The sequence below is a fragment of the Inhella crocodyli genome (assembly GCF_004004565.1).
Lineage (GTDB): Bacteria > Pseudomonadota > Gammaproteobacteria > Burkholderiales > Burkholderiaceae_C > Inhella > Inhella crocodyli.
Map to the genome: position 1 here is coordinate 346,491 of NZ_SACM01000004.1, position 23,173 is coordinate 369,663.

Genomic DNA, 23,173 nt, shown 5'->3' on the forward strand with positions numbered 1-23,173 from the left:
CGGCCCCCGCGTCATCTTCCGGAGTTGCCCATGACCCCTGTGTTCCTTCGCCGCACCCTCCTTGCCGCCGCCGCCCTGTGCGCCGCCGGCGCCGTGCACGCCCAGGCCGTGATTGGCCAAGCCGCCCCCGCCTTGCAGGCCGTGGACGTCAGCGGCAAGGCCGTGAACCTGGCCGACTACAAAGGCAAGACCGTGGTGCTGGAGTGGGTCAACCCCGGCTGCCCCTTCGTGAAGAAGCACTACGGCAGCGGCAACATGCAGGCCACGCAAAAAGCCGCCGCCGGCCAGGGCGTGGTGTGGCTGACCGTGAGCAGCACGGCGCCCAGCCACAAGGACTACCAAAAGCCCGCCGAGTTGGCTGCCTGGATGGCCGAGCAAAAAGCCGCCAGCACCCTGGTGATGGACGACAGCGGCGCCGTGGGCAAGGCCTGGGGCGCCAAGACCACGCCGCACCTGTTCATCGTGAACCCCGCCGGCCAGGTGGTCTACAACGGCGCCATCGACAGCAAGCCCAGCGCCAACCCGGCCGACATCCCCGGCGCCACCAACTACGTGACGGCGGCCCTGGGCGAGCTCAAGGCCGGCCAGCCCATCGCCAAGGCCAGCACCCAGCCCTACGGCTGCAGCATCAAGTACGCGAGCTGAGCGTGCTCGGGGCGGCGGTGCGGCCCGTGCGGCCGGCACGCCGCACCGCCACCAGCACCGGCCAGGCCGCCCCGGCCGCGGCCAAGTGCTTGAGGGTGTGGCCGCTGACCCACTCGCCGGTGGCGGCGAACACGGCGGCATCGGCCCCTTCCAGCACCTTGGCCAGCGCGTACCAGGCCACCACCGCGCCCAGGCGCACGCCCAAGCCGCCGGCGGGACGTCCGAGTGCCAGCACGAGCACCCACAGCACCCCGCCGCCCTGCACCACGAACCAGGGCAGCACGTTGCCGTTCAGCGCGGGCAGCGCGGCGGCCAGCAAGGCCAGGGGCAGGCTGGCGCGCAGCATCCAGACCGCGCCCGCGGGGCTCAAGCGGTCGGCGGTGGCGACGGTCAGCAAGCCGGCAAAGGCCACGGCCATGCCCGCCCGGTCCAGGGCCAAGGCCGCTCCGGTGGGGGCCCAGTGGTAGACGCTGGAGCCCACCGCGGTCAGCAGCAGGCCGGCGAAGAACACGCCCAGCCCCGCGCGCAGCGCCGGTGCCAGCGGCGGCAGGCGACGCAGGGCCACGAAGCCCAGCAGGCCGGGCAGCAGGAACACGGCGTTGCTCACCGTGTCCCAGGTGTTGGGGATGCCGAAGAAGCAGCGGGCGTCGACGAAAGGGTGGCCGTGGGCGTGCAGCTGCGCGTGGCCGTGCTCGTTCAAGTGGGCCAACCAGCGGGCCGTAAGAACATCGCCGAACCAGAACGCCAGCAGGGCCAGCAGGAGCCAGAGGCCGGCCATCAGCGGCCAACCGAAGGAACGAGAAGAGGGGGTCATGGCGCGGTGCAAAGGGCGTTGAGGCCGCGCATGATTGGTGGCGTCTCCCACTGCGGCAAGCTTTGAAGCCGCGGGCGCAAGGCGCGGTACCGCCGGCATCTGACGCCGCCACCCGAGCCCATCCGGTGGTGCAATGCGGGCCATGCTGAACCGCCGCACCCTCCTCGCCACCGGGGCCCTGGCCGCCCCCGCCTTCATCCGCGCCCAGGGCCTCAGCGCACCGCAGAAGGTCGTCTTCGCCACCAATTGGAAGGCCCAGGCCGCGCACGGCGGCTTCTACCAGGCGCTGGTCGATGGCACGTACGCCAAGGCCGGGCTGGCGGTCGAGATCCGCCAGGGCGGTCCGCAGGTCAACAACCGGCCGCTGCTGCCCGCGGGCAAGGTCGATTTCTTGATGACGGGCAACCTGCTGCACGCCTTCGACCACGCCAAGATGGGCGTGCCCACGCTCTGCGTCGCGGCGGTGTTCCAGAAGGACCCGCAGGCGCTCATCGCGCACCCGGGCCAAGGCTTCGAGCAGTTCGCGGCCCTGGCCAAGGCGCCGCGCGCCTGGATCGCCAAGGACCTGCAGTTCACCACCTGGCAGTGGCTCAAGCAGGCGCACGGCTTTCGGGACGAAGCGCTGCGCCCCTACAACTACACGCTCGGCCCCTTCCTGGCCGAGAAGCGCAGCATCCAGCAGGCCTACTCGGTGGCCGAGCCGATCTACGTGAAGGAGCAAGGCGGCTTCGACCCCGTGGTGCACCTCATCGCCGACCACGGCTGGCGCAGCTACAGCACCTTGATCGACGCGCGCGCCGACACCGTGGCCAAGCAGCCCGACCTGGTGAAGCGCTTCGTCGACGCCAGCATCGCCGGCTGGAAGGCCTACGTCAGCGGCAGCGTGGCCCAGCGCGCCGCGGCCGACGCGCGCATGCGCCAAGACAACCCCGAAATGAAGCAGGCCGAGCTGCTGGCCAGCCACGCGCTGATGGTCGGCCAAGGCCTGGTGGGCGACGTGGCCACCCTGGGCCGCCTGCGCCTGGCCCAGGTGGACGGCTTCTTGCAGGACATGGTCAAGGCCGGCCTGTACAAGCCGGGCGAGGTGAAGCTGGCCCAGGTGGCGAGTGAGCGCTTCACCGGCTGACGCCAGGCCGCTTCAGCGCTGGCGAGGCGGAGAATTGTCGCTGAGCACAAAGTGGGCGACCGACGCTTGAAGCCGTTGTGACAGCTGGGCCAGCACCTCGGTGCTGGACGCGGACTGTTCCGCCACCGCGGCGTTTTGTTGCGTCAGCGTTTCCAGCGCGGCCACCGCCTCGTTGACGGCGCGGATCTCGTGGCTCTGGCGGCCGGCCGCGGCGCTGATGTCTTGGATCACCGCGTTCACGTTCGCCACGGCGCTTTGGATGCTTTGCATGGTGTGGCCCGCAGCGTGCACGCGCTCAAGGCCCTCTTCGATGCGCTCGGTGCTCACGGCGATCAGGCCCTTGATCTCGCGGGCCGCGGTGGCCGATCGCTGGGCGAGCGTGCGCACCTCGCTGGCCACCACCGCGAAGCCTCGGCCCTGTTCGCCCGCGCGGGCCGCCTCCACGGCGGCGTTCAGGGCCAAGATGTTGGTTTGGAAGGCGATGCCATCGATCACGCCGATGATGTCCACGATGCGCTGGCTCGCCGTGTGGATGGCGTCCATGGCGCTCACGGCCTGGCCCACGGTGTTGCCTCCTTGAGCGGCCACCGCCGCGGCGTCGTTGGCCAGCTGCCGGGCCTGCTGCGCGTTGTCCGCGGTGACCACCACGTCGGCCGACAGGGTCTGCACGGTGGACGCGGTTTGCTGCAAGCGGGCGGCGGCTTGCTCGGTTCGCGCGCTCAGTTCCTGGTTCTCTTGGCGGATCTCGTCGCTGGCACTGTTGACCTCTTGGGTGGCTTGCTGAAAGCCCAGGAGCAAGGCGCTCCATTCGTGGCGCATGGCCTCCAGCGCTTGGCTCAACTGCCCCAGTTCGTTGCGGGTGTCGGCCTGGAAAGGCTGGCTCAGGTCTCCCCCGGCCATGGATGTGCTGCGTTGGGCCAGCGTCTGGATGGGCTTGAGGATGGCCTGGACCACCGCCCACAGGCGCCAGGCCAAGAAACCCAACAAGGCCAGCAACACGGCGCTGAGGGCGTAGACAAAGGTCGCCAGCTCCTGGGCCCGGGCTTGCAGCGCGTGGGCCACGTGCCGCGACAACGTCTGGGTGAGCTGCGTTTGGGCCTGCAGCGCCGATTGCAGGGCTTTGGCGTAGTCGGCCGCAGGCTTGTCAAAGTCGGGCGAGAAGCCAAGGAAGGTCTGGTCGACCAAGGCGATGCTTTGCGCCACGCCCTCTTTGGCCGCGGTCACGCGCCTTTGCAAGTCCTCGTCCAGCACCACCCCGGCGCGCTCGTGGGCCAGGTCCAGGTTCTGCTGGAAGAAGCGAGCGCGGTCCTCCAACCGCGCCTTGACGGCCGCGAGTTGGTTCAAGTCCAGCGGGCTGGCGCCCTTTTGCCGCAGCACGTTGAAGCCCAGGTCGTGCAGCTGCGCCAGCTGGTCGACCACGGTCTTGCCCTCTTGGAAGCCGGCCACGATCAAGAAGTAGTTGCCGGGCTCGGGGTCCAGCAACAGGCCGGAGGCCGCCAGCACGTGCGCGCTGAGGTCGTCCAACTGCCGCAGCAAGGCACCGTGGCGGTCGAAGGCCTCTCGTCCTGCCATCCTGTCTTGGGCCACCTCCGCGGCCAGCACCGCGAAGGCCTTCTGCGCGTCGGTCCATCGAGCGCGCAGGCCTTCGGCCTCCGGCAGCACGGCCTCCACGGCCTTCAAGGCCGCATTGACCTTGGCCTGCGCCGCTTGCCGAGGGGCGGCGGCATCGGCCTGGCCGCTGAGTTGGAGAAAGCTGTGCAGGCGGTGCTCTTGGACGGCAGCGATGGCGTCCAGCAGGGACAGGGCGGCGGGCGTGCCTTGGAACTCCTGGTGCACGAAGCGCTGCTCAGCCAACACGCGCTGCATCAAGGCGCCGGTCGGCAGCGCCACGGCCAAGACCACCAGCAAAGACAACCAACTGAAGCGGACGACCAGGGACTGGTCCTTCATGGAGAACATCGTGGGCTCCGAGGGATCGCGCCAAGCGCGCCCTGGATGGTCCGGATGCTTGGTGACGAATCCGTGACGCTGGGCCTGGCCCTTCAGAAAAATGGGGGAGGGGTCTCCACCGCCGTGACACCCAGGCTTGAGCTAGCGCAAGGCCCACCGGCGCGGCTGGGCGGAGCATTCGAGGTGTCCGCTCTTTGAGCTCCCTCATGCCTGCCGCCCCCGCCGCCCCACCTCCCGATTTCTTCCGCACCCTGGTGCGGACCTTGCCGGACCTTGTGTGGATCAAGGACCCGGAGGGCGTGTACCTGGCCTGCAACCCGCGCTTCGAGGCCCTGTACGGCGTGCCCGAAGACCAGATCGTGGGCAAGACCGACCGGGATTTCGTGGCGCCCGAGCTGGCGGCCTTCTTTCGCGACCACGACCTCAAGGCCATCCTGGCTGGCCGCACGCAGCAAAACGAAGAGGTGCTGCGCTTTGCCAGCGACGGCCACACCGAGCACGTCCAGACCCTGAAGACGCCGCTGCGCGACGCCGCAGGGCGCCTGATCGGCGTGCTGGGCGTGGCCCGCGACATCACCAGTGCGGTGGCCCTGCGCGAATCGCTCCAGCGGACGATCGACCGCCTTCGCGATGCCGAGCGCATCGCCCAGCAGGGCACGTGGTGGGTGGACCTGGCGACCGATCGATTGGAGTGGTCGGAGCAGGTGCACGCCATCTTCGAGACCGACCCTGCGACCCACCAGCCCAGCCTGGAAGACTTCTTTCGACGGGTGCACCGCGACGACCGCGACATCGTGGACCTGGCCTTTCGCGAGGCCGTGGAACGCTGCCAGGTCTACCGCGTGCAGCACCGCATCGTGTTTCCGGACGGCCGCGTCAAGCACGTGCTGGAGCACGCCGAGCCGCGCCGCGATGCGCAGGGCCAACTGCGCAGTGTCATGGGCACGGTGCAGGACGTCACCCAGCGGGTGCTGGACGAGCAGGCCCTGAACGAGCGGCGGGCCTTGTTCTCGGCGGTGGTCAGCCAGTCGACCGACAGCGTGGCCATCATCGAGCCCAAGACCGCGCGCTTCGTGGAGTTCAACGACGCCGCGGCCAAGGCCCTGGGCTACACCCGCGACGAGTTCGCCCAGCTCACGGTGGGGGACATCGACCCCCTCTACAACGATGCCGCGATCCAAGCCACGTTCGAAACCATGCACGGGCCCGAGCCCGTGCGCTTCGAGTCGCAGCACCGCCGCAAAGACGGCGAGTTGCGGGACGTGAGCATCACCGGGCACGGCATCGAGGTGAACGGCCGGCGTTACGTGGTCTCCATCTGGCGCGACATCACCGACGCGCAGCGTGCCGAGATCGAAATCCACCGCCTGTCGTACTACGACGGGCTGACGGGCCTGCCCAACCGCCACCTGCTCAGCGACCGCGTGGAGCGCGCCATCCGCCAGGCCCGGCCCGACGAGCCCGCCGCGCTGCTGATCGTCAACCTCGACCGCTTCCACGCCATCAACGACGCCCTGGGGCGCCCCGTGGGCGACGAGGTGCTGCGCGAGGTGGCGCGGCGCCTGAAGCGCCTGCAGCCCACGATCGACTCGGTCATGCACCTGGGCGCCGACGAGTTCGTGCTCTTGCTGCCGCCGGCGCGCGACCGCTCGGCTGCCGACACCAGCGCCGACGCCCTGCGCGCGGCCCACGCCGCGCTCAAGGCCCTGCAGCCGGCCTTCCAGGTGGGCGAGCACTGCATGGAGCTGCGCGTCAGCGTCGGGGTCACCCTGCTCGCGCAGTCGCCGAACGACAACTTCAGCGACGCGATGCGCCGGGCCGACACCGCCTTGCACCGCGCCAAGCGGGCCAGCGTGCAGCGCGTGTCCTTCTTCGACGAAAGCATGGGCGAGGCGGCGCGCCACCAGTTCACGCTGGAGCAGGCCTTGCGCGAGGCCGTTCCGGGTGGGCAGTTGCGCCTGTACCTGCAGCCGCAGGTGGACGTGCGCGGCCGCCAAGTGGCGGCCGAGGCCCTGGTGCGCTGGCAGCACCCCGAGCGGGGCCTGGTGCCGCCCGGCGACTTCATCCCGGTGGCCGAAGACAGCGGCCTGATCGTGGCCCTGGACCGCTGGATGCTGGACGCCGTGGCGCGCCTGACCCGCCAGTTGCGCGAGGCCGGGCACCCTCTGCGCATTGCCGTCAACATCAGCCCGCGGCACTTCCACTCGCCCGACTTCGTCAGCTGGGTGCAGGCCTGCTTGCTGCGCCACCGCGCCTTGCCCGACGACCTGATGCTCGAGGTCACCGAGGGCCTGGTGATCGAGAACCTGGACGAGGTGGTGCTGAAGATGCGCTCGCTCAGCGAGGTGGGCGTGAGCTTCTCGATGGACGACTTCGGCACCGGCTACTCCTCGCTGGCGCACCTCAAGCGCCTGCCCATCCACGAGCTCAAGATCGACCGCAGCTTCGTGCACGACGCGACCGACGACGCCGACAGCGTGGCCCTGATCAGCACCATCCTGGCCGTGGCCCATCACATGAACTTGGAAGTGGTGGCCGAGGGCATCGAGAACGCGCAGCAGGTCGCGCTGTTCGCGGGTTTGGCCCCGCAGGTGCGCCTGCAGGGCTACCACTTCAGCAAGCCCCTGCCCGAGGCCGATTGGCGGGCGCTCTACGCCCCGGCGGCGCCCGCGGCGTCGGCCTGAGCACCGGCCTTGCGCCGCGTCAAAGCGCCGGCGCGCCGCGCGGCGCACCATGAACGCACCCCATCACTTCGGAGCGTTTCATGTCTTTGTTCCACGCCGTGCTTTGGTTGGACCACCACGAGGCCAAGGTGCTGCAGTTCGACGCCGAACACGTGCAGGCCGAGCGCGTCAAATCCCACAGCCACCACACCAAGCAGCGCGGCAGCGCGGTGCGCACCGAGCACGAGTTCTACGCCGACGTGTGCGACGCATTGGCCGGCATCGCCGAGGTGCTGGTGACCGGCTCGCGCACCGCACAGTCCGACTTCAAGCACTACGTGGAGAAGCACCGCGCCGCGCTGGCCCCGCAGATCGTGGGCTACGAGACGGTGGACCACCCCAGCGACAAGCAGCTGGTGGCCATGGCGCGGCAGTACTTCCTGAAGCACGACCGCATGGCCGGCGTGCCCACGCCGACCTGAGGGTCGCTGGCCGGGCTCAGGCGGTGAAGCCGCTGGGCCCGGCGTCCTTCGTCCACCAGGCGCGTGGCGCGCGCCACTCGCGCGTCCAGCCCGCCACGGCCTCGGCCGGCATGGGGTGGGCAATGCCATAGCCCTGGGCCACGTCGCAGCCCAGCCACAGCAGCGCGCTGCCGTGGGCCTCGGTCTCCACGCCCTCGGCCACCACCTCGCGCCCAAAGGCCTGGGCCAGGCCGATGACGCCTTGCAGGATGGCGAGGTCGTCGGGGTCTTCCAAAAGGTTGCGCACGAAGCTCTGGTCGATCTTGAGCTTCGCCACCGGCAGGCGCTTGAGGTAGGTGAGCGTCGAGTAACCGGTGCCAAAGTCGTCGAGCGCGAAGCAAAAACCGCGGCGCTCGCCGTCGGCCATGATGCGGCTCACGCCCAGCAGGTCTTCGAGCGCGCTCGACTCGAGCACCTCCAGCACCAGGTCGGCCGGGTTCAGGTCGGGGTACTGGCCCAGCAGGTTTTGCAGGTCGTCGATGAAGCCGGGCTGCTGCAGGTGCCGCGCGCTGATGTTCACGCTGATGGGCAGGCGAACGCCCTGGCGATGCCAGGCCGCGCGCTGCGCCACGACCGACTCCAGCACCCACTGCCCCAGGCTGCATTCCAGCGGGTGGTCGTGCACGGCCGGCAGGAACTCCGCCGGGGCCAGCAGTCCGCGCTCGGGGTGCTGCCAGCGCACCAGGGCTTCCAGGCCCACCACCTCGCCGGTGCGCAGGTTCACCTGCGGCTGGTAGTGAAGCACCATCTCGTGCCGGCCCAGGGCCTGGCGCATGCCCTCCACGCTGGCGATGTGCCCGCGCAGCGCGCGGTCGCGCACGGCGTCGAAGACCACGTAGCGGTTCTTGCCCTGCAGCTTGGCGGCGTACATGGCCTGGTCGGCCTGGCGCAGCAGCTGGTCGCTGTCGACCTCTTCGTCCTGCGGGTAGAGCGTCACGCCCAGGCTGGCCGAGACCTGCAGGGTCAGCTCGCCCACGTCGTAGGGCAGGGAGGCGGCCCACAACAGGCGCTGCAGCAGGGGCTCGCAGGCGTGGGCGTCGGGCAGGTCTTGCAGCACGGCCACGAACTCGTCGCCGCCCAAGCGGGCCAGGGTGTCGCCTTCGCGCAGGGCCTGGTGCATGCGGTTGGCCAGGCCCACCAGCAGGCGGTCGCCCACCTCGTGGCCGTGCGCATCGTTCACGGCCTTGAAGCCGTCCAGGTCCAGGTAGACCACGGCCACGCGCAGGCCTCGGCGCGGGGCCAGGGCCAGGGCCTGGCGCAGGCGGTCGGCCAGCAGCACGCGGTTGGGCAGGCCGGTCAGGGCGTCGTAGTGGGCGGTGTGCTCCAGCCGGCGCTCTTGGTCCTTCAGGCGGGTGATGTCGCTCATCAGGCTGATGAAGTGCGTCACGCGGCCCGCGGCGTCGCGCACGGCGCTGATGGTTTGCTGGGTGGCGATGAGCGAGCCGCCCTTGTGGCGGTCCCAGACCTCGCCCTGCCACAGGCCGGTCTGCTTGAGCTCTTGCCACTGGTGCTCGAAGTAGGCCGGCGGGTGCTGACCCGAGTCCAGCAGGCGCGGCGAGTGGCCCACCAGCTCTTGCCGCGTGTAGCCGGTCAGGCGCTCGAAGGCGGCATTGACGTCCACGATGCGGCCCTGCGGGTCGGTGATCATGATGCCCTCGCGGGCGTGGGTGAACACCCCGGCTTCCAGCTGCCACTGGGCCTGCTGGCGGCGCAAGTGCGCCATGCGCTGCCACAGCCAGCGCCGGCCGCCCCAGGCGGCCACCGCGATGACCCCGCCAAGCCCCAACAAGGCCCCGACCCGCCAGGCCGGCGGCACCGGCAACACGGCCGCGACCAGGGCCAGCAGCCAAGCGCTGGCCACGAGCAGGAACGCCCCGCGCGGTCGGGTCAGGTGAACGGTCAACAAGGGAATCCAGGGGCCCAGCGGGGGAAGGGCACAAAAGCCCGCGTTTGTAACCGGGTTACTCCCCCGCGCCGGTCAGGACTGTCCCGGGCGCCGGCCGCAGCCTTCGCCGCGCGCGAGGCGTGGTCGCCTGGGGGCGACGGCGGCTCAGAGCCAGCGGCTGGCCGCCACCTCGCGGGCCCGCAGCTGCGCTTGCAGCAGCTCCAGCACCCGCAGGTGGGCCGCCTGCAAGGCCTCCAGCGCCTCGGGGGCCAGGCCCTGGGGCGCCACGGCGCGCAACTGCAGCGCCTCGTGCGCCAGCAGCAGCAGGCGCGCGTGGCGCTGCAAGAAGGGCGTGCCGCCCAGCGCGTCGTCGCCCGCCGTGGCGCGCAGCCAGGACTGCGCCCAGGTTTCCTGCACGTCCAGGGCCGGGGCCAGCTCGCGCCGGCCCAGCAAGTAGAGCTCCAGGCTGCGCATCCAGGCGCCGAACTCGACCTTGGCGCGCAGCAGGTGCAGGTCCTCGCGGCGCAGCAGGGCCTGGTGGCGCCAGGCCGCCGGTGGCTCCCAGTGCTGCACCCAGGGCAGCAGCTGGTCGGCCGGCATGGGCCGCGCGATGCCGTAGCCCTGGCCGAGCGTGCAGCCCAGCTGCAGCAGCACGGCGCCGTGCTCTTCGCTCTCCACGCCCTCGGCCACCACCTCGCGGTGGAAGGCGTCGGCCAGGCCGATGACGCCGTGCAGGATGGACAGGTCGTCGGGGTCGTCCAGCATGTCGCGCACGAAGCTCTGGTCGATCTTCAACTCGGCCACCGGCAGGCGACGAAGGTAGGTCAGCGAGGAATAGCCGGTGCCGAAGTCGTCGAGCGAGAAGCGCAGGCCGCGGCGTGCGCCCTCGGCCATGGTGCGGCTCACGCCCACCATGTCTTCAAGGGCGCTGGTTTCCAGCACCTCGAGCACCAGCTGGTTGGGGTGCAGCTGCGGGTGCCGCTGCAGGGCCTGCGCCACGTGCTCGATGAAGTCCAGCTGCTGCAGGTGGCGCGCGCTGATGTTGACGCTCACCGACAGGCTCAGGCCGGCGTCGGTCCAGGCGGCCAGCTGGGCCAGGGCGCTGCGGATCACCCACTCGCCGATCTCGCACTCCACCGGGTGGTCGTCGACCGCCGGCAGGAACTGCCCGGGCGCCAGCAGGCCGCGCTGCGGGTGGCGCCAGCGGATCAGCGCCTCCACGCCCACCACCTGCCCGCTGCCCATGTGGACCTTGGGCTGGTAGTGCAGCACGAACTCGTTGCCCACCAGGGCCTGGCGCAGGGATTCGACGGTGGCGCTGTGGCCGCGCAGCGCGCGGTCTTGGTCGGCGTCGAAGACCACCACGCGGTTCTTGCCCGCCACCTTGGCCTCGTACATGGCCTGGTCGGCCTGGCGCAGCAGCTGGTCGGCGTCCACGTCCTCGGCCTGCGGGTAGTGCGTCACGCCCACGCTGGCCGACACCTGCAGGTTCAGCTCGCCGACGGGCAGGGGCTGGGCGGCGGCGCGCAGCAGGCGGCCGACCAGGGGCTGGCTGGCGTTGGTGTCGGCCAGGTCGGGCAGCACGACGACGAACTCGTCGCCGCCCAGGCGGGCCAGGGTGTCGCCCTCGCGCAGGGTCTGCTGCAGGCGGCTGGCCAGGGCCACCAGCAGGCGGTCGCCGGCCTCGTGGCCGTGCAGGTCGTTCACGGCCTTGAAGCCGTCCAGGTCCAGGTAGGCCACGGCCACCACCTGGCCACGGCGTGGGGCTTGGGCCATGGCCTGCTTCAGGCGGTCGCCCAGCAGCACGCGGTTGGGCAGGCCGGTCAGCGCGTCGTAGTGCGCGATGTGGGCCAGGCGCTGCTCCTGCTCTTTGAGGCGCGTGATGTCGTTCATCAGCGTCACGTAGTGCGTGATCTCGCCCTGCTCGTCGCGCACGGCGCTGATGGTCTCCAGCACCACGAACACGCTGCCGTCCTTGGCCCGGTCGTGCACCTCGCCGTGCCACTGCCCGTCGCGCCGCAGGTGCTCCCACATCGCGTCGAAAAACGCCGGCTCGTGGTGCCCCGAATCGAGCAGGCGGGGCGAGCGGCCGAGCAGCTCGTCGCGCCGGTAGCCGGTCAGGCGCAAGAAGGCCTCGTTCACGTCCACGATCAGGCCCTGGGCGTCGGTGATCATGATGCCCTCGCGGGCGTGCGTGAACACGCCCGCGGCCAGCTTCAGCTGGGCCTGGGCACGGCGCTGCTGGGTGGCCAGCTGGCGCAGCTGCTCGCCGGTGCGGTTCAGGCGGGCGAGCACGCTTTCGGGCGGCGTGTTCTCGGGCAAGGGCGGCAGCTCGAAGTCGCCCCGGCCCAGGCGGCCGATGCGCGCGTGCAATTCGCTGGCGGGGCCGCCGAGCAAGGCGCGCAGCGTGCGGCGCGTGCGCAGCACCAGCAGCACCACCAAGGCCGCCAGCGCGACCACCACCAAGCGGCCCCACAGGGCATGGCGCGCGGCCGTCTCGACCGCCGCGTGGGTTCGGGCGTCCATGGATTGGTACACCGCGTCGATGGGCCCCATGATGGCGGCCTTCAGGCGGTGGTAGCCCTCGTCGTGCAGCATGCCCCGCGCCCGCTCGCGGGTGCTGCCATCGCCCGGGGCCGCGCCCTGCACCAAGGCCATGGCTTGCTGCTCCAACTGCGCCAGGGCGTCCGATTCGCCCTTGGCGCGCGCCAGCGCTTGGAATTCTTCGGCCGTGAGACCGGCCTCGCGCAGCAGGTCCATCAGGGGCACCGCCGGGCCGTGCACCTCCGTGCGGGCCACCCGGCCGCCCAGCACCAGGTCCCAGTAGATCTGCCCGTAGCGGGCCGGTCGGGGCAGGCGGCCGTCGCGGATGGCGACGATGTCGTCGAAGGCCTCGCGGTAGCGGGCGTCGCCGGTGACGACGTAGGTGCGGGCCATGCGGGTCAGGTCGTCGGACGACTGGCGCAGCTCGTCCGCCAACATGAAGGCCCGGTGCCGGGCGTCGTTCGCGGCGTCGACGCGCTTTTCCAGCCACACGTAGCCCACGAAAGCCAGCACCAAGGCCAGCAGTGCGGCGATGGTGCGTCCGACTTGGCGGGAATAGGGCTTGGCGTTGGCGTCCATGGGCAGAGGTCGGGGCCGGCTGGGCGGTCCACTCGCCTTTGTACCCGTTGCGTCCCGCAGGGGGCCAGGGCGCGCTGTGAAGGAGTTGGCGCCCGTCCACAACGCCCCGCGGGCAGCGGGATCACCCGGAGGCGTTTGTTACAAAACGTCCCACCACAATCCGCCCATGCGCTTTTTCTACTGGACCATGGCCCTGTTGATCGTCGGCACCTTCGTGCCGGCGGCCTTTTACTTCGTCCTGTTCGTGTTCACGGGCGAAGGCGGGTGCCTGGACCGGGCCAAGGCCCTGTGGAACTACACGCGCGTGTTCACGCTGGCCAGCCTGAACATCCTGATCTGGGGCCACGTCATCGTGGGCCTCTGGCAGATCTTCTTCCGCTGAGGCTCAGCGCAGCGACGCGTTCAGCCTCGCCAAGGCCTCGGTGCCCGGGCACAGCGCAGCCTCGTCCAAGCGGTTCAGCGCGCCCGCGGGCAGCTTCATTTGCTGGTGCAGGGTGCGCGGCTCGGGGTTCACGTAGATCAGGCCCGTGGGCAGCTCGCCCTGGGCCTGCAGGCGTTGCACGGTGGTCATGGCGCTCAGGCGGTCGCGCGGGTCGTGGTCGGCTTGCAGCTTGCGCAGGCGCAGCAGGCTGCCGTCGGCCTGGGGCACGTCCATCACCGCCGCGTCGCCCGTGGGGGCCTCGGCCAGGTCGATGAAGTCGATGCGGTTGAGCGCGGCGTTGTGCTCGCGCACGTGGTCGTAGCTGCGCGTGCTGCCGGCGTGGTTGTTGAAGGCCACGCAGGGGCTCACCACGTCGATGAAGGCGGCGCCGCCATGCTGCAGGGCGCCCTGGATGAGGGGCACCAGCTGCGCCTTGTCGCCGCTGAAGCCGCGCGCCACGTAGCTGGCGCCCAGCTGCAGGGCCAGGCTCACCAGGTCGATGGCCACGTCGGTGTTGGTCGCGCCCTTTTTGCTGCGGCTGCCGGCGTCGGCCGTGGGGCTGAACTGGCCCTTGGTGAGCCCGTACACGCCGTTGTTCTCGACGAGGTAGACCATGGGCACACCGCGGCGCATGGCGTGCGCGAACTGCCCCAGGCCGATGGAGGCGGAGTCGCCATCGCCGCTGACGCCCAGGTACAGCAGCTCGCGGTTGGCCAGGCTGGCGCCGGTGAGCACGCTGGGCATGCGCCCGTGCACGCTGTTCAGGCCGTGGCTGGCGCTCAGGAAGTAGTCGGGCGTCTTGCTGCTGCAGCCGATGCCGCTCATCTTGGCCACGCGGTGCGGCTCGATGTCCAGCTGCCAGCAGGCTTGGATGATGGCGGCACTGATGCTGTCGTGCCCGCAGCCGGCGCACAGGGTGCTGATGCGGCCCTCGTAGTCGCGCCGCGTGTAGCCCACCTTGTTCTTGGTGAGCGTGGGGTGGTGCAGGCTGGGCTTGGCGATGTAGGTCATGCGGGGCTCCCAACGGCGGCTTGTTGGACCGATTGGGTGATGGCGTCGCGGATGAAGCGCGCGGTGATCGGCGTGCCGTCGAAGTGCAGCAGCTTGCGCAGCTTCTTGGGGTCGACTTCGAGCTGGTTCACCAGCAGGGTGCGCAGCTGGCCGTCGCGGTTTTGCTCGACGACGAAGACCGTGTCGTGCGCGTCGATGAACTCGCCCACCGAGGCGGCGAAGGGGAAGGCGCGCACGCGCAGCGCGTCCAGGTGCACGCCGGCCTGCGCGAGCTCGTGCAGGGCCTCGTCCATGGCCGGGGCAGTGCTGCCGAAGTAGACGACGCCCAGGCGCGTGCCTTGGGCGGCGGCGCGCACGGCGGGCTGCGGCGCCAGCTGCGCGGCCGTGCGCATCTTGCGCTGCAGGCGGTCGGCGATGTAGCGGTAGTCGTCGCCGCGCTCGCTGTACACGGCCAGCGCGTTGTGCGTGCTGCCGCGCGTGAAGTACGCGCCCTTGCTGGGGTGCGTGCCGGGCAGGGTGCGCCAAGCCAGCGCGTCGCCGTCCACGTCCTTGTAGCGCTCGAGCTTGCGCCCGGCATCCAAATCCTCGCGGGTCAGCACCTTCCCCCGGTCGTAGCGGCGCGCGTCGTCCCAGTGGAAGGGGCGGCACAGGCGTTGGTTCATGCCGATGTCGAGCTCGCTCATCACGATCACCGGCGTTTGCAGGCGGTCGGCCAGGTCCAAGGCGGTGGCGGCGAACTCGAACAGCTCGGCCGGGTCTTCGGGGAAGAGCAGCACGTGCTGCGTGTCGCCGTGGCTGGCGTAGGCGCAGGCCAGCAGGTCGGCCTGCTGCGTGCGCGTGGGCATGCCGGTGCTGGGCCCGCCACGCTGCACGTTGACGATGGTCAGCGGCACCTCGGCGAAGTAAGCGAAGCCCAGGAACTCCTGCATCAGGCTGATGCCGGGGCCGCTGGTGGCGGTGAAGGCGCGCGCGCCGTTCCATCCCGCGCCCAGGATCATGCCGATGGCGGCGATCTCGTCCTCGGCCTGCACGATGGCGGCCTTGACCTCGCCCGTCTCGGGGTCGGTGCGGAACTGCTTGCAGTAGGCCTGGAAGGCCTCGGCCACCGAGGTGGACGGCGTGATCGGGTACCAGGCGCACACGGTGGCGCCGCCGTAGACCATGCCGAGCGCCGTCGCCGCATTGCCCTCGACAAAAATGCGGTCGCCCACGGCGTTGGCGCGTTGCACGCGCAGGCCCAAGCCTTGCTGCGCGAGGTGCTCGCGCGCGAAGGCCGCGCCCGCGCGCAGCGCCTGCACGTTGCTGTCCAGCAGCTTCTCTTTGCCCTTGTACTGCTCGGCGAACAGGGTTTCGATGACGGGCAGCTCGACCTGCATCAGCTCGGCCAGCGCGCCCAGCACGAGGATGTTCTTGAACAGCGTGCGCTGGCGCGGGTCCTCGTAGCTGGCGTTGCAGATCGCCGTGGCCGGCATGCCGATGGCGGTGATGTCGTCGCGCAAGCTGCCCGGTGGCAAGGGCTTGGTGCTGTCGTAGAACAGGTAACCGCCCGGGTCGAGTTCGGCCACGTCGGCGTCCCAGGTCTGCGGGTTCATGGCCACCATCAGATCGATGCCGCCGCGGCGCCCCAGCCAGCCCTGCTCGCACACGCGCAGCTCGTACCAGGTGGGCATGCCTTGGATGTTGCTCGGGAAGATGTTGCGGGGGCTGACCGGCACGCCCATGCGCAAGATGGCGCGCGCCAACAGTTCGTTGGCGCTGGCGCTGCCGCTGCCATTGACGTTGGCGAACTTGATGACGAAGTCGTTGGTGGATTCGATGCGGCTCATCGTTGGATTTCCTTTGCGTGAGTGCGCGGAGCGACTGCGCGTCCAGGGTCGCTTGGGCGCGTGCCTCGGGGCAGCCCGCAGGCGCTGTCCGCCCTGCACCCGGAGTTCCTTTTGTCTTGCCAAAAGGAACCAAAAGCGCCGCCCCGGCTCCAGCGCCCCAGCCTGCGGCTGGGGTTCCCTGCGCTGCTCGTTCCGGGGGGCTGCGGGATTGAACTCCCTGCGCTCACTGCGTTCGCTCCGGTCAGACAGCAATCCCGGGTCAGTGCTTGAAGCGCGCTGCGCGCGCGCCCCCCTGCACTGCGCTGCTCGGCGCCTACGAACGGGGCAACAGCCGGAACAGCCGAATACCGAACAGCCCGGACTTCAACCTTTGGCGCCGCTTCTCGGCTGTTGGCTGCTGGGCTGTTCGCCCCGTTTGACGAGCCGAGCAGCGCAGCCGAGTCCGGCGCGCGCGCCAGCGCGCTTCGTGCACTGACTCCGCCCGACTGTCTGACCGGAGCGAACGCAGTGAGCGCAGGGAGTTTCGGGCGGGCCGGGCTTGGCGAGCAGCACAGGGCACCCCCGCCAACGGCGGGGGCGAAGGCTGCCGGGGCGGGCGCTTTTCCCCCCTTTTGGCAAGACAAAAGGGGGTCGGGGTGCAGGGGCGAAGCGCCCTGCGGGCTGCACCTCTGGTGCGCCCACCCGCTCACCCCCGACACCCCACCCCCACCTTCGCCGTCGTCAGCAAAAACTTCTGCATGTCCCACGCCCCCGTCGGACAGCGCTCGGCGCACAGGCCGCAGTGCAGGCACACGTCCTCGTCCTTGACCATCACCCGCCCGGTCTTCAACTCGGGGCTGACCAACAGCGCCTGGTCCAGATTCAACGACGGTGCGTTCAAGCGGGACCGCAGGTCCGCCTCGTCGCCGTTGGCCACGAAGCTGATGCAGTCCGTCGGGCAGATGTCGGTGCAGGCGTCGCACTCGATGCACAACTTGGGCGCGAACACCGTTTGCACGTCGCAGTTCAGGCAGCGCTGCGCTTCCTTGAACGCCGTCTTCGCGTCGAAGCCCAGCTCCACCTCCACGCGGATGCTGGCCAGGGCCTTCTCGGCCTCGGCCCAGGGCACCTTGAAGCGCAGGTCGTTGCTCGGGGCGTTGTCGTAGCTCCACTGGTGGATGCCCATCTTTTGGGACACCAGGTTCACGTGCGGCGCGGGGCGCTGGCGCAGGTCCTGGCCGTTCAGGAACTGGTCGATGCTCACCGCCGCCTCGTGCCCGTGGGCCACCGCCGTGATGATGTTCTTGGGGCCGAAGGCCGCGTCGCCGCCGAAGAACACGCGCTGCAGGCTGCTTTGGTGGGTGAGGGGGTCGAGCACCGGCAGGCCGTCGCGGCCGAAGTCGATGCCCGCGTCGCGCTCGATCCAGGGGAAGGCGTTTTCCTGCCCCACGGCCAGCAGCACCTCGTCGCAGGGCAGGTCCACGGTGCGGCCCGTGGGCACGAGCTGGCGGCGGCCTTGCGCGTCGGTCACCGAGTCGACGATCTCGAAGCGCATGCCCGTGAGCACGCCGCCCTCCAGCAAGAAGGCCACCGGCGCGTGCTGCGGCAGGATGGGGATGCCCTCGTGCTCGGCGTCTTCCTTCTCCCAGGGGCTGGCCTTCATGGCCTCGTAGGTGGAGCGCACCGTCACCGTCACGCTCTCGGCGCCCAGGCGCTTGGCGCTGCGGCAGCAGTCCATCGCGGTGTTGCCGCCCCCCAGCACCAGCACGCGGCGGCCGACGGTCGTCACGTGGCCGAAGCTCACCGAGGCCAACCAGTCGATGCCGATGTGCACTTGGGCTTTCGCGTCCCAGCGGCCGGGCAAGTCCAGGTCGCGGCCGCGCGGCGCGCCGGTGCCCACGAACACGGCGTCCCAGCCCTCGCTCAGCAGGGCCTTCATCGACTCGATGCGCTGCCCGCTGCGGAAGCTCACCCCCAGGCGCAGCACGTGGTCGACCTCCTCGTCGATCACTTCCTCCGGCAGCCGAAAGCGCGGCACCTGGCTGCGCATGAAGCCGCCGGCCTTGGCCTCGGCGTCGAACACGGTCACTTCATAGCCGGCGGCGGCCAGGTCGCGCGCCACGGTCAGGCTGGCCGGGCCGGCGCCCACGCAGGCCACGCGGCGGCCGTTGCGCGCGGCGGCGGCGATGGGGCTGGGCATGCGCGCGTGGATGTCGGCGCCCTTGAGGTCGGCGGCCACGCGCTTCAGGCGGCAGATGGCCACCGGTTCGGGCCTTTGCGCCTGGGCCGCTTCCACGCGGCCGCGGCGGCAGGCAGGCTCGCAGGGGCGGTCGCAGGTGCGGCCCAAGATGCCGGGGAAGACGTTGCTGGCCCAGTTCACCAGGTAGGCCTCGTCGTAGCGGCCTTGGGCGATGAGCCGGATGTACTCCGGCACGGGCGTGTGGGCCGGGCAGGCCCATTGGCAATCGACGACCCGGTGGTGGTACGCCGGGTCGTGGGTGTTTGTGGGCTGCACCAGGTGTCTCCTTGCGGCCTTGAATGACGGTGCCCCGGTGGGGCGTGCGGCAGTCTCCGCCCGCCAGAGGGCCCCGGGCAGGTGGAAAACCCAAGGCTTTGCGGGGTCTTTGACGGCGCTCAAACCCATCGCGCCCGGCGCCCAGGGCATGACGCTGGGTAAAGCAATGCAAAGGCAGCCCTTGCCAAAGTCAGGGTTAGCCCCGCCCCCCGACACTGGCGGCATGAACCGCCCGACCTTGCTTTCCGCCCTGGCCCTGGCCGCCAGCGCCGCCGTCGCCCAAACGCCGCCCCCGGCCGACCCACCGGCCCCCGCTCCGACGCCGGCCCCCGCCCCCGCCGCCCCGCAGCAGTTGGACAAGGTCGAGGTCAGCGGCCAGCCCAGCGACAACGCCGTGCGCCGCAACAGCACGGCCAGCAAGATCGTCATCGGCCGCGAGGACCTGCTGCGCTTTGGCGACGGCAACCTGGCCGACCTGATGCGCCGCCTGCCCGGCGTCACGCCCACCGGCCGCCCGGGCCGCGGCGGCGGCATCGCCATGCGCGGCATGGGCGGTGGCTTCACGCAGATCTTGGTCAACGGCGAGCGCATGGCGCCCGGCTTCTCCATCGACCAGATCTCGCCCGACCAGATCGAACGCATCGAGATCCAACGCGCCCCCACGGCCGAGACCGGCGCGCGCGCCGTGGCCGGCACCATCAACATCATCTTGCGCGAGCCCCTGGCCAAGAAGCTGCACGAGTTCCGCGCGCAGGTGGGCGGTGAGCAAGGCGAGCCGCAGGGCAACCTCACCTGGACGCGCAACGACAACCTGGGCGAGGCCATCAACTACTCGCTGACCACGGTGCTCAACCACCAGCGCCGCCGCGACGGCGTGGACAGCAGCACCACGCGCGAGTCGGTCAGCGGCCTGCTGCCCGCCACCCAGCGCGACCTGGACGGCCACAGCTTTGAGCGCCGCACCAGCCTCAACCTGAACGCCCGCGTGCTGTGGCGCCTGGGCGAGGGCGAGCAGCTCATGTTCATGCCCTTTGCCGTGGTGGCCCGGGGCGGCACCGAAAGCGACGTGGCCCTGCGCGACACGCGCTACGCCAGCGCCGCCGCCCAGCCCTACGCCCTGGCCCGCACCGACAGCGACGGCGAGTTCAACATGCTGCGCTTCGGCGGCACCTACACCAAGCGCCTGAGCGAAGAAACGCGCCTGGAGCTGCGTGCCAACGGCGGCCGCACCGAGCTCAGCAGCGACAGCACCCGCGTGGAAAGCGGCGGCACCCTGCCGCGCACCCAGCGCGACCAAACCAAGAACCGCGACGACAACCTCAACCTCGTCGCCAAGACCACGGTGCAAACCGCCAAGGAGCACAACTGGGTCAGCGGCGCCGAGCTGGAATGGGGCCAGCGCGACAACACCCGCGTCACCACCGTCACCGGGCAAAGCACCAGCAGCAGCGGCGATTTGGGCGACAACCTCAGCGCCCGATCGCTGCGCTTCGCCGCCTACACGCAGGACGAGTGGCAGCTCAACCCCAACTGGAGCCTGTACGCCGGCCTGCGCTACGAGCAGATCAACAACCGCGGCGAGGCCGGCGCGGGCGCCCCATCGGTGGACAACACCAGCCGCGTGGCCTCGCCCCTGCTGCACGCGCTGTGGAAGCCCGACCCCAAGGGTCGCGACCAGGTGCGCATGAGCCTCACCCGCAGCTACCGCGCCGCCAACCTCAACGACCTGGTGGCCCGCCGCGTCATCAACGCCGAAGTGCCCTTGGGCCCCAACACCGAGGACACGCCGGACCGCGCCGGCAACCCCAACCTCAAGCCCGAGCTGGCCACCGGCCTGGAGCTGGCCTTCGAGCACTACCTCCCCAAGGGCGGCCTGCTGTCGGCCAACGTCTTCGCACGGCAAATCAAGGGCCTGATCCGCACCACGCAACAGCAAGAGCTGGCGCAAGACCTCAGCGGCGCGCAGGTGCTGCGCTTCATCAACCGCCCGCGCAACCTGGGCGACGCCAGAACCGTCGGCATCGAGCTGGAGGCCAAGGCCCGCCTGGACGAGTTCTGGGCCGACGCGCCGAAAGAGCTCGTGCCCTTGCAGCTGCGCGCCAACCTCAGCGTGTTCGACAGCAGCGTGGACGGCATTCCCGGCCCCAACAACCGCATCGACGCCCAGCCCCGCGCCACCGCCAACCTGGGCGCCGACTACCGCGTGCCCGGCACCGGCGTGAGCCTGGGGGCGAGCTGGAGCTTCACCCCCGAGGTGCTGATCCAGCAAACCGAGACCACCCAGGTGCGCACCAGCAAGCGCCGCGTGTGGGACGCCTACGCCCAGTGGACGCAGACCCGCGACCTCACCTGGCGCCTGGGCCTGAGCAACCTGGCCCCGCTGGACGCCTTCAGCGAAACCGTGATTCGCAACGCCGCCTTCATCACCACGACCGACAGCGTGAACAAGACCTTCTTGAACTGGACGCTGCGGGCGGAAATGCGCTTTTAAGTCACCCACAGCCGGTACAGGAAATTACCACCCACTACTGCCTTCTCGCTCCGACAAAATAAAGAGCGCCTGTGAGGCCGTTTGTCATATGTCACTTTATTTGCAGTGGGGTCAGTTAAGCGGTGCTCGCGTCGACTTCGAATTGATCTGTCGACACAAAAACGTCATGACGCGAGGATGGCGATCAGGCCTGGTCTAGTGTGGTTGCTGACAAATGACAAAAATCAACCATCGGGCTGTGCAATTCAAGTAAATAGCATTTAATAGATTGATTCAGGGAGGATATTAATGAATATGCGTGTGGTTGTTGCCTTTTTGGTTGGCATTGCTCTGCTAGCGGGGTGTGCTGCACCTGTAAGAAAGGCGGAGGTGCGACAAGCCCGGGAAATCCCGCGTGGTGCAGATGCGAAACCCATTCAATTCAAAAAAGTGGTGGTCAAGCTACGAAGGGGCGAGGAAATCGGCAGCAGCCACGTTGGTATCGCCTGCCTTCCTCAGGGCAAAGTTGAGTGGAAGGGTGGCAAAGTCAATATAACTGACGAGGAGTTTACGGAGGCTTTCCGAGAAGAGCTCGAGAAATACAACTATCCTGTTGTGGGTGATCCGAATGCATTGTTCGACGACCCTTCTTCTTGGAAAGCTGAACTCCTCGTTGCTGGACAGATTAATAAGTTGGATATCAGTGTCTGCTACCCGATGGCTGGCTTTGGTAATTTCAAGGATTCCAAAGGTGGTGCCTTTGTTCGGGTCAATTGGCAGGTTTACGGTCAGTTGGAGCGAAAAGTTATCTATGAAACTACAACCGAAGGTTCGTTCCAATCGGATAGCGCGACGTCATTTGGCATTGAGAAGAGTTTGACCAACGCTTTTGCGGCTGCGGTTCAAAATCTGTTGGCAGATGAGAAATTCCATCAGCTCGTAAAGCGTAGCACTGCGACATCTGGTAGTCCGGAAGCGTCTGCAGTGGACAATATGCCTCCTTTAGAGATCAAGGCGCCGTCCGTGATGTCACCATCACTTGACGTCGCCCGGAAAGCCACAGTAACAATCTTCGCCGGCGGTGGCCATGGGAGCGGCTTCATCGTGTCAGCAGACGGATATGTTTTGACAAACGAGCATGTCGTTCGTGAAGCCAGGTTCGTGACGGTCAGGCTGTCAAATGGCAGGGAAACGCTGGGTGACGTGGTCCGCGTTAGTAGTCGGCGAGATGTAGCGCTAATCCGGTTACGCGAGCAAAATCTTCCTGCGGTGGGAATGGCATTGAATCTCCAGCCTCCTATTGGCGCAGATGTCTATGCCATTGGAACACCCCGGCGAGAGAGCTTGGACACCACAGTGACCCGAGGAATCATTTCTGCGTACCGTGACGAACGAGGACTGAAATTCCTCCAAAGTGACGTACAAATTCACCCTGGGAATTCTGGCGGACCACTGGTCACTACTGATGGGCGTGTCGTGGGCATAGCTGTTCAAGGCTTGATGGTTGGCAGTGCTAGTCAAAATTTGAATTTCTTTGTGCCAATTGACGACGCAATTGGCGCTCTAAACCTGAAGTTCAGGTAATGGCATAACGATTTACGCCCTTGGCAGTGGCATTTAGACGCCACTGCTCCGTCAAGCGCTTCGAGTACCTTGCTAAAGACGGACCAAGATGCGCCCCATGCCCTGGATGTGCAAATGACTTCAGGGCTTCTTCTTTTCTAGGGTTGCTGCGACCGCTAGCCCATCTGGCTACATTCCGGTTCCAAGATGAATTGACTTCCGTTTAAGGAGTGAATTCGGATTTGAGGTCTGAACCAACTTAAGGGCCTGGGCGAGAGCTGGAGCTTCACCCCCGAGGTGCTGATCCAGCAAACCGAGACCACCCAGGTGCGCACCAGCAAGCGCCGTGTGTGGGACGCCTACGCCCAGTGGACGCAGACCCGCGACCTCACCTGGCGCCTGGGCCTGAGCAACCTGGCCCCGCTGGACGCCTTCAGCGAAACCGTGATTCGCAACGCCGCCTTCATCACCACGACCGACAGCGTGAACAAGACCTTCTTGAACTGGACGCTGCGGGCGGAAATGCGCTTCTGAGGTCGCGCCGCTCGTCAGTTGACCCAGGCCCCTGTCGGGGCCGCGTTGTGGGAAGGACCCAGGCGGCGGCATGACCGGCGTCGCGCCCCCGCGGGCGCGGCACACTGGGCCCATTCCGCACCTTGGA

15 protein-coding genes are annotated in these 23,173 nt (G+C 68.9%); 8 read left to right on the top strand and 7 right to left on the bottom strand.

Annotation, left to right across the window (positions count from 1 at the left end):
• Window positions 1-30: 30 nt before the first annotated feature.
• Window positions 31-645, top strand: a complete 615-nt coding sequence (locus EOD73_RS14810) for a redoxin domain-containing protein (RefSeq protein WP_127683798.1) — start codon at window positions 31-33, stop codon at window positions 643-645.
• Here EOD73_RS14810 and EOD73_RS14815 read toward each other — a convergent pair.
• The gene (locus EOD73_RS14815) at window positions 629-1,459 is read right to left on the bottom strand and encodes a hypothetical protein (RefSeq protein ID WP_127683799.1); all 831 of its coding nucleotides are present in this window, start codon (window positions 1,457-1,459) and stop codon (window positions 629-631) included. The two genes, EOD73_RS14810 and EOD73_RS14815, sit on opposite strands and share 17 nt — an antisense overlap.
• 142 nt (window positions 1,460-1,601) lie before the next feature.
• On the opposite strand from EOD73_RS14815, the gene EOD73_RS14820 reads away from it, so the two are divergent.
• A complete protein-coding gene (locus EOD73_RS14820; protein WP_240660729.1) occupies window positions 1,602-2,585 on the top strand; it encodes an ABC transporter substrate-binding protein in 984 nt (327 codons plus the stop codon).
• 12 nt (window positions 2,586-2,597) lie between these two features.
• Here EOD73_RS14820 and EOD73_RS14825 read toward each other — a convergent pair whose 3' ends face one another.
• On the bottom strand, window positions 2,598-4,544 hold the full coding sequence (locus EOD73_RS14825; RefSeq protein ID WP_127683801.1) for a methyl-accepting chemotaxis protein: 1,947 nt from the start codon (window positions 4,542-4,544) through the stop codon (window positions 2,598-2,600).
• 197 nt (window positions 4,545-4,741) lie between these two features.
• Here EOD73_RS14825 and EOD73_RS14830 point away from each other — a divergent pair, with 197 nt between their 5' ends.
• Entirely contained in the window at window positions 4,742-7,219 is a 2,478-nt protein-coding gene (locus tag EOD73_RS14830) for a sensor domain-containing protein (protein WP_127683802.1), read from the top strand.
• 80 nt (window positions 7,220-7,299) lie between these two features.
• Window positions 7,300-7,680 carry a hypothetical protein gene (locus EOD73_RS14835; protein WP_127683803.1) on the top strand — a complete coding sequence of 127 codons (381 nt, stop codon included), beginning with the start codon at window positions 7,300-7,302 and terminating at the stop codon, window positions 7,678-7,680.
• Window positions 7,681-7,696: 16 nt separating this feature from the next.
• Here the strand turns inward: EOD73_RS14835 and EOD73_RS14840 are convergent, their stop codons facing one another.
• Window positions 7,697-9,625 (bottom strand): putative bifunctional diguanylate cyclase/phosphodiesterase, encoded by a 1,929-nt coding sequence (locus EOD73_RS14840; protein ID WP_240660730.1) that lies wholly within the window; start codon window positions 9,623-9,625, stop codon window positions 7,697-7,699.
• A gap of 144 nt (window positions 9,626-9,769) precedes the next feature.
• On the bottom strand, window positions 9,770-12,727 hold the full coding sequence (locus EOD73_RS14845) for a putative bifunctional diguanylate cyclase/phosphodiesterase (RefSeq protein WP_205702481.1): 2,958 nt from the start codon (window positions 12,725-12,727) through the stop codon (window positions 9,770-9,772).
• A gap of 166 nt (window positions 12,728-12,893) precedes the next feature.
• Between EOD73_RS14845 and EOD73_RS14850 the strand changes: the two genes are divergently transcribed.
• Entirely contained in the window at window positions 12,894-13,109 is a 216-nt protein-coding gene (locus EOD73_RS14850; RefSeq protein WP_127683804.1) for a hypothetical protein, read from the top strand.
• A 3-nt stretch (window positions 13,110-13,112) separates the two neighbouring features.
• Here EOD73_RS14850 and EOD73_RS14855 read toward each other — a convergent pair whose 3' ends face one another.
• The 3 genes from EOD73_RS14855 to EOD73_RS14865 all read right to left on the bottom strand — a co-directional run bounded on the left by EOD73_RS14855 (window position 13,113) and on the right by EOD73_RS14865 (window position 18,479).
• Window positions 13,113-14,159, bottom strand: a complete 1,047-nt coding sequence (locus EOD73_RS14855; protein ID WP_127683805.1) for a 2-oxoacid:ferredoxin oxidoreductase subunit beta — start codon at window positions 14,157-14,159, stop codon at window positions 13,113-13,115.
• Window positions 14,156-15,985 carry a 2-oxoacid:acceptor oxidoreductase subunit alpha gene (locus tag EOD73_RS14860; RefSeq protein ID WP_127683806.1) on the bottom strand — a complete coding sequence of 610 codons (1,830 nt, stop codon included), beginning with the start codon at window positions 15,983-15,985 and terminating at the stop codon, window positions 14,156-14,158. The genes EOD73_RS14855 and EOD73_RS14860 overlap by 4 nt, the downstream gene beginning before the upstream one ends.
• A gap of 685 nt (window positions 15,986-16,670) precedes the next feature.
• Window positions 16,671-18,479, bottom strand: coding sequence for an FAD-dependent oxidoreductase (locus EOD73_RS14865; RefSeq protein ID WP_127683807.1), 1,809 nt, complete (start codon window positions 18,477-18,479; stop codon window positions 16,671-16,673).
• Window positions 18,480-18,702: 223 nt separating this feature from the next.
• Between EOD73_RS14865 and EOD73_RS14870 the strand changes: the two genes are divergently transcribed.
• The 3 genes from EOD73_RS14870 to EOD73_RS14880 all read left to right on the top strand — a co-directional run bounded on the left by EOD73_RS14870 (window position 18,703) and on the right by EOD73_RS14880 (window position 23,046).
• The gene (locus EOD73_RS14870; protein ID WP_127683808.1) at window positions 18,703-20,970 is read left to right on the top strand and encodes a TonB-dependent receptor plug domain-containing protein; all 2,268 of its coding nucleotides are present in this window, start codon (window positions 18,703-18,705) and stop codon (window positions 20,968-20,970) included.
• 288 nt (window positions 20,971-21,258) lie between these two features.
• Entirely contained in the window at window positions 21,259-22,533 is a 1,275-nt protein-coding gene (locus EOD73_RS14875) for a S1C family serine protease (RefSeq protein WP_127683809.1), read from the top strand.
• Between the two features lie 276 nt (window positions 22,534-22,809).
• Window positions 22,810-23,046, top strand: coding sequence for a hypothetical protein (locus EOD73_RS14880; RefSeq protein WP_127683810.1), 237 nt, complete (start codon window positions 22,810-22,812; stop codon window positions 23,044-23,046).
• Window positions 23,047-23,173: the final 127 nt, after the last annotated feature.

Bases quoted from the DNA above. Each gene is read 5' to 3' on its own strand.
- EOD73_RS14810 (WP_127683798.1), top strand. From the start codon at position 31: ATGACCCCTGTGTTCCTTCGCCGCACCCTCCTTGCCGCCGCCGCCCTG.
- EOD73_RS14815 (WP_127683799.1), bottom strand. From the start codon at position 1,459: ATGACCCCCTCTTCTCGTTCCTTCGGTTGGCCGCTGATGGCCGGCCTC.
- EOD73_RS14820 (WP_240660729.1), top strand. From the start codon at position 1,602: ATGCTGAACCGCCGCACCCTCCTCGCCACCGGGGCCCTGGCCGCCCCC.
- EOD73_RS14825 (WP_127683801.1), bottom strand. From the start codon at position 4,544: ATGTTCTCCATGAAGGACCAGTCCCTGGTCGTCCGCTTCAGTTGGTTG.
- EOD73_RS14830 (WP_127683802.1), top strand. From the start codon at position 4,742: ATGCCTGCCGCCCCCGCCGCCCCACCTCCCGATTTCTTCCGCACCCTG.
- EOD73_RS14835 (WP_127683803.1), top strand. From the start codon at position 7,300: ATGTCTTTGTTCCACGCCGTGCTTTGGTTGGACCACCACGAGGCCAAG.
- EOD73_RS14845 (WP_205702481.1), bottom strand. From the start codon at position 12,727: ATGGACGCCAACGCCAAGCCCTATTCCCGCCAAGTCGGACGCACCATC.
- EOD73_RS14850 (WP_127683804.1), top strand. From the start codon at position 12,894: ATGCGCTTTTTCTACTGGACCATGGCCCTGTTGATCGTCGGCACCTTC.
- EOD73_RS14855 (WP_127683805.1), bottom strand. From the start codon at position 14,159: ATGACCTACATCGCCAAGCCCAGCCTGCACCACCCCACGCTCACCAAG.
- EOD73_RS14860 (WP_127683806.1), bottom strand. From the start codon at position 15,985: ATGAGCCGCATCGAATCCACCAACGACTTCGTCATCAAGTTCGCCAAC.
- EOD73_RS14870 (WP_127683808.1), top strand. From the start codon at position 18,703: ATGAACCGCCCGACCTTGCTTTCCGCCCTGGCCCTGGCCGCCAGCGCC.
- EOD73_RS14875 (WP_127683809.1), top strand. From the start codon at position 21,259: ATGAATATGCGTGTGGTTGTTGCCTTTTTGGTTGGCATTGCTCTGCTA.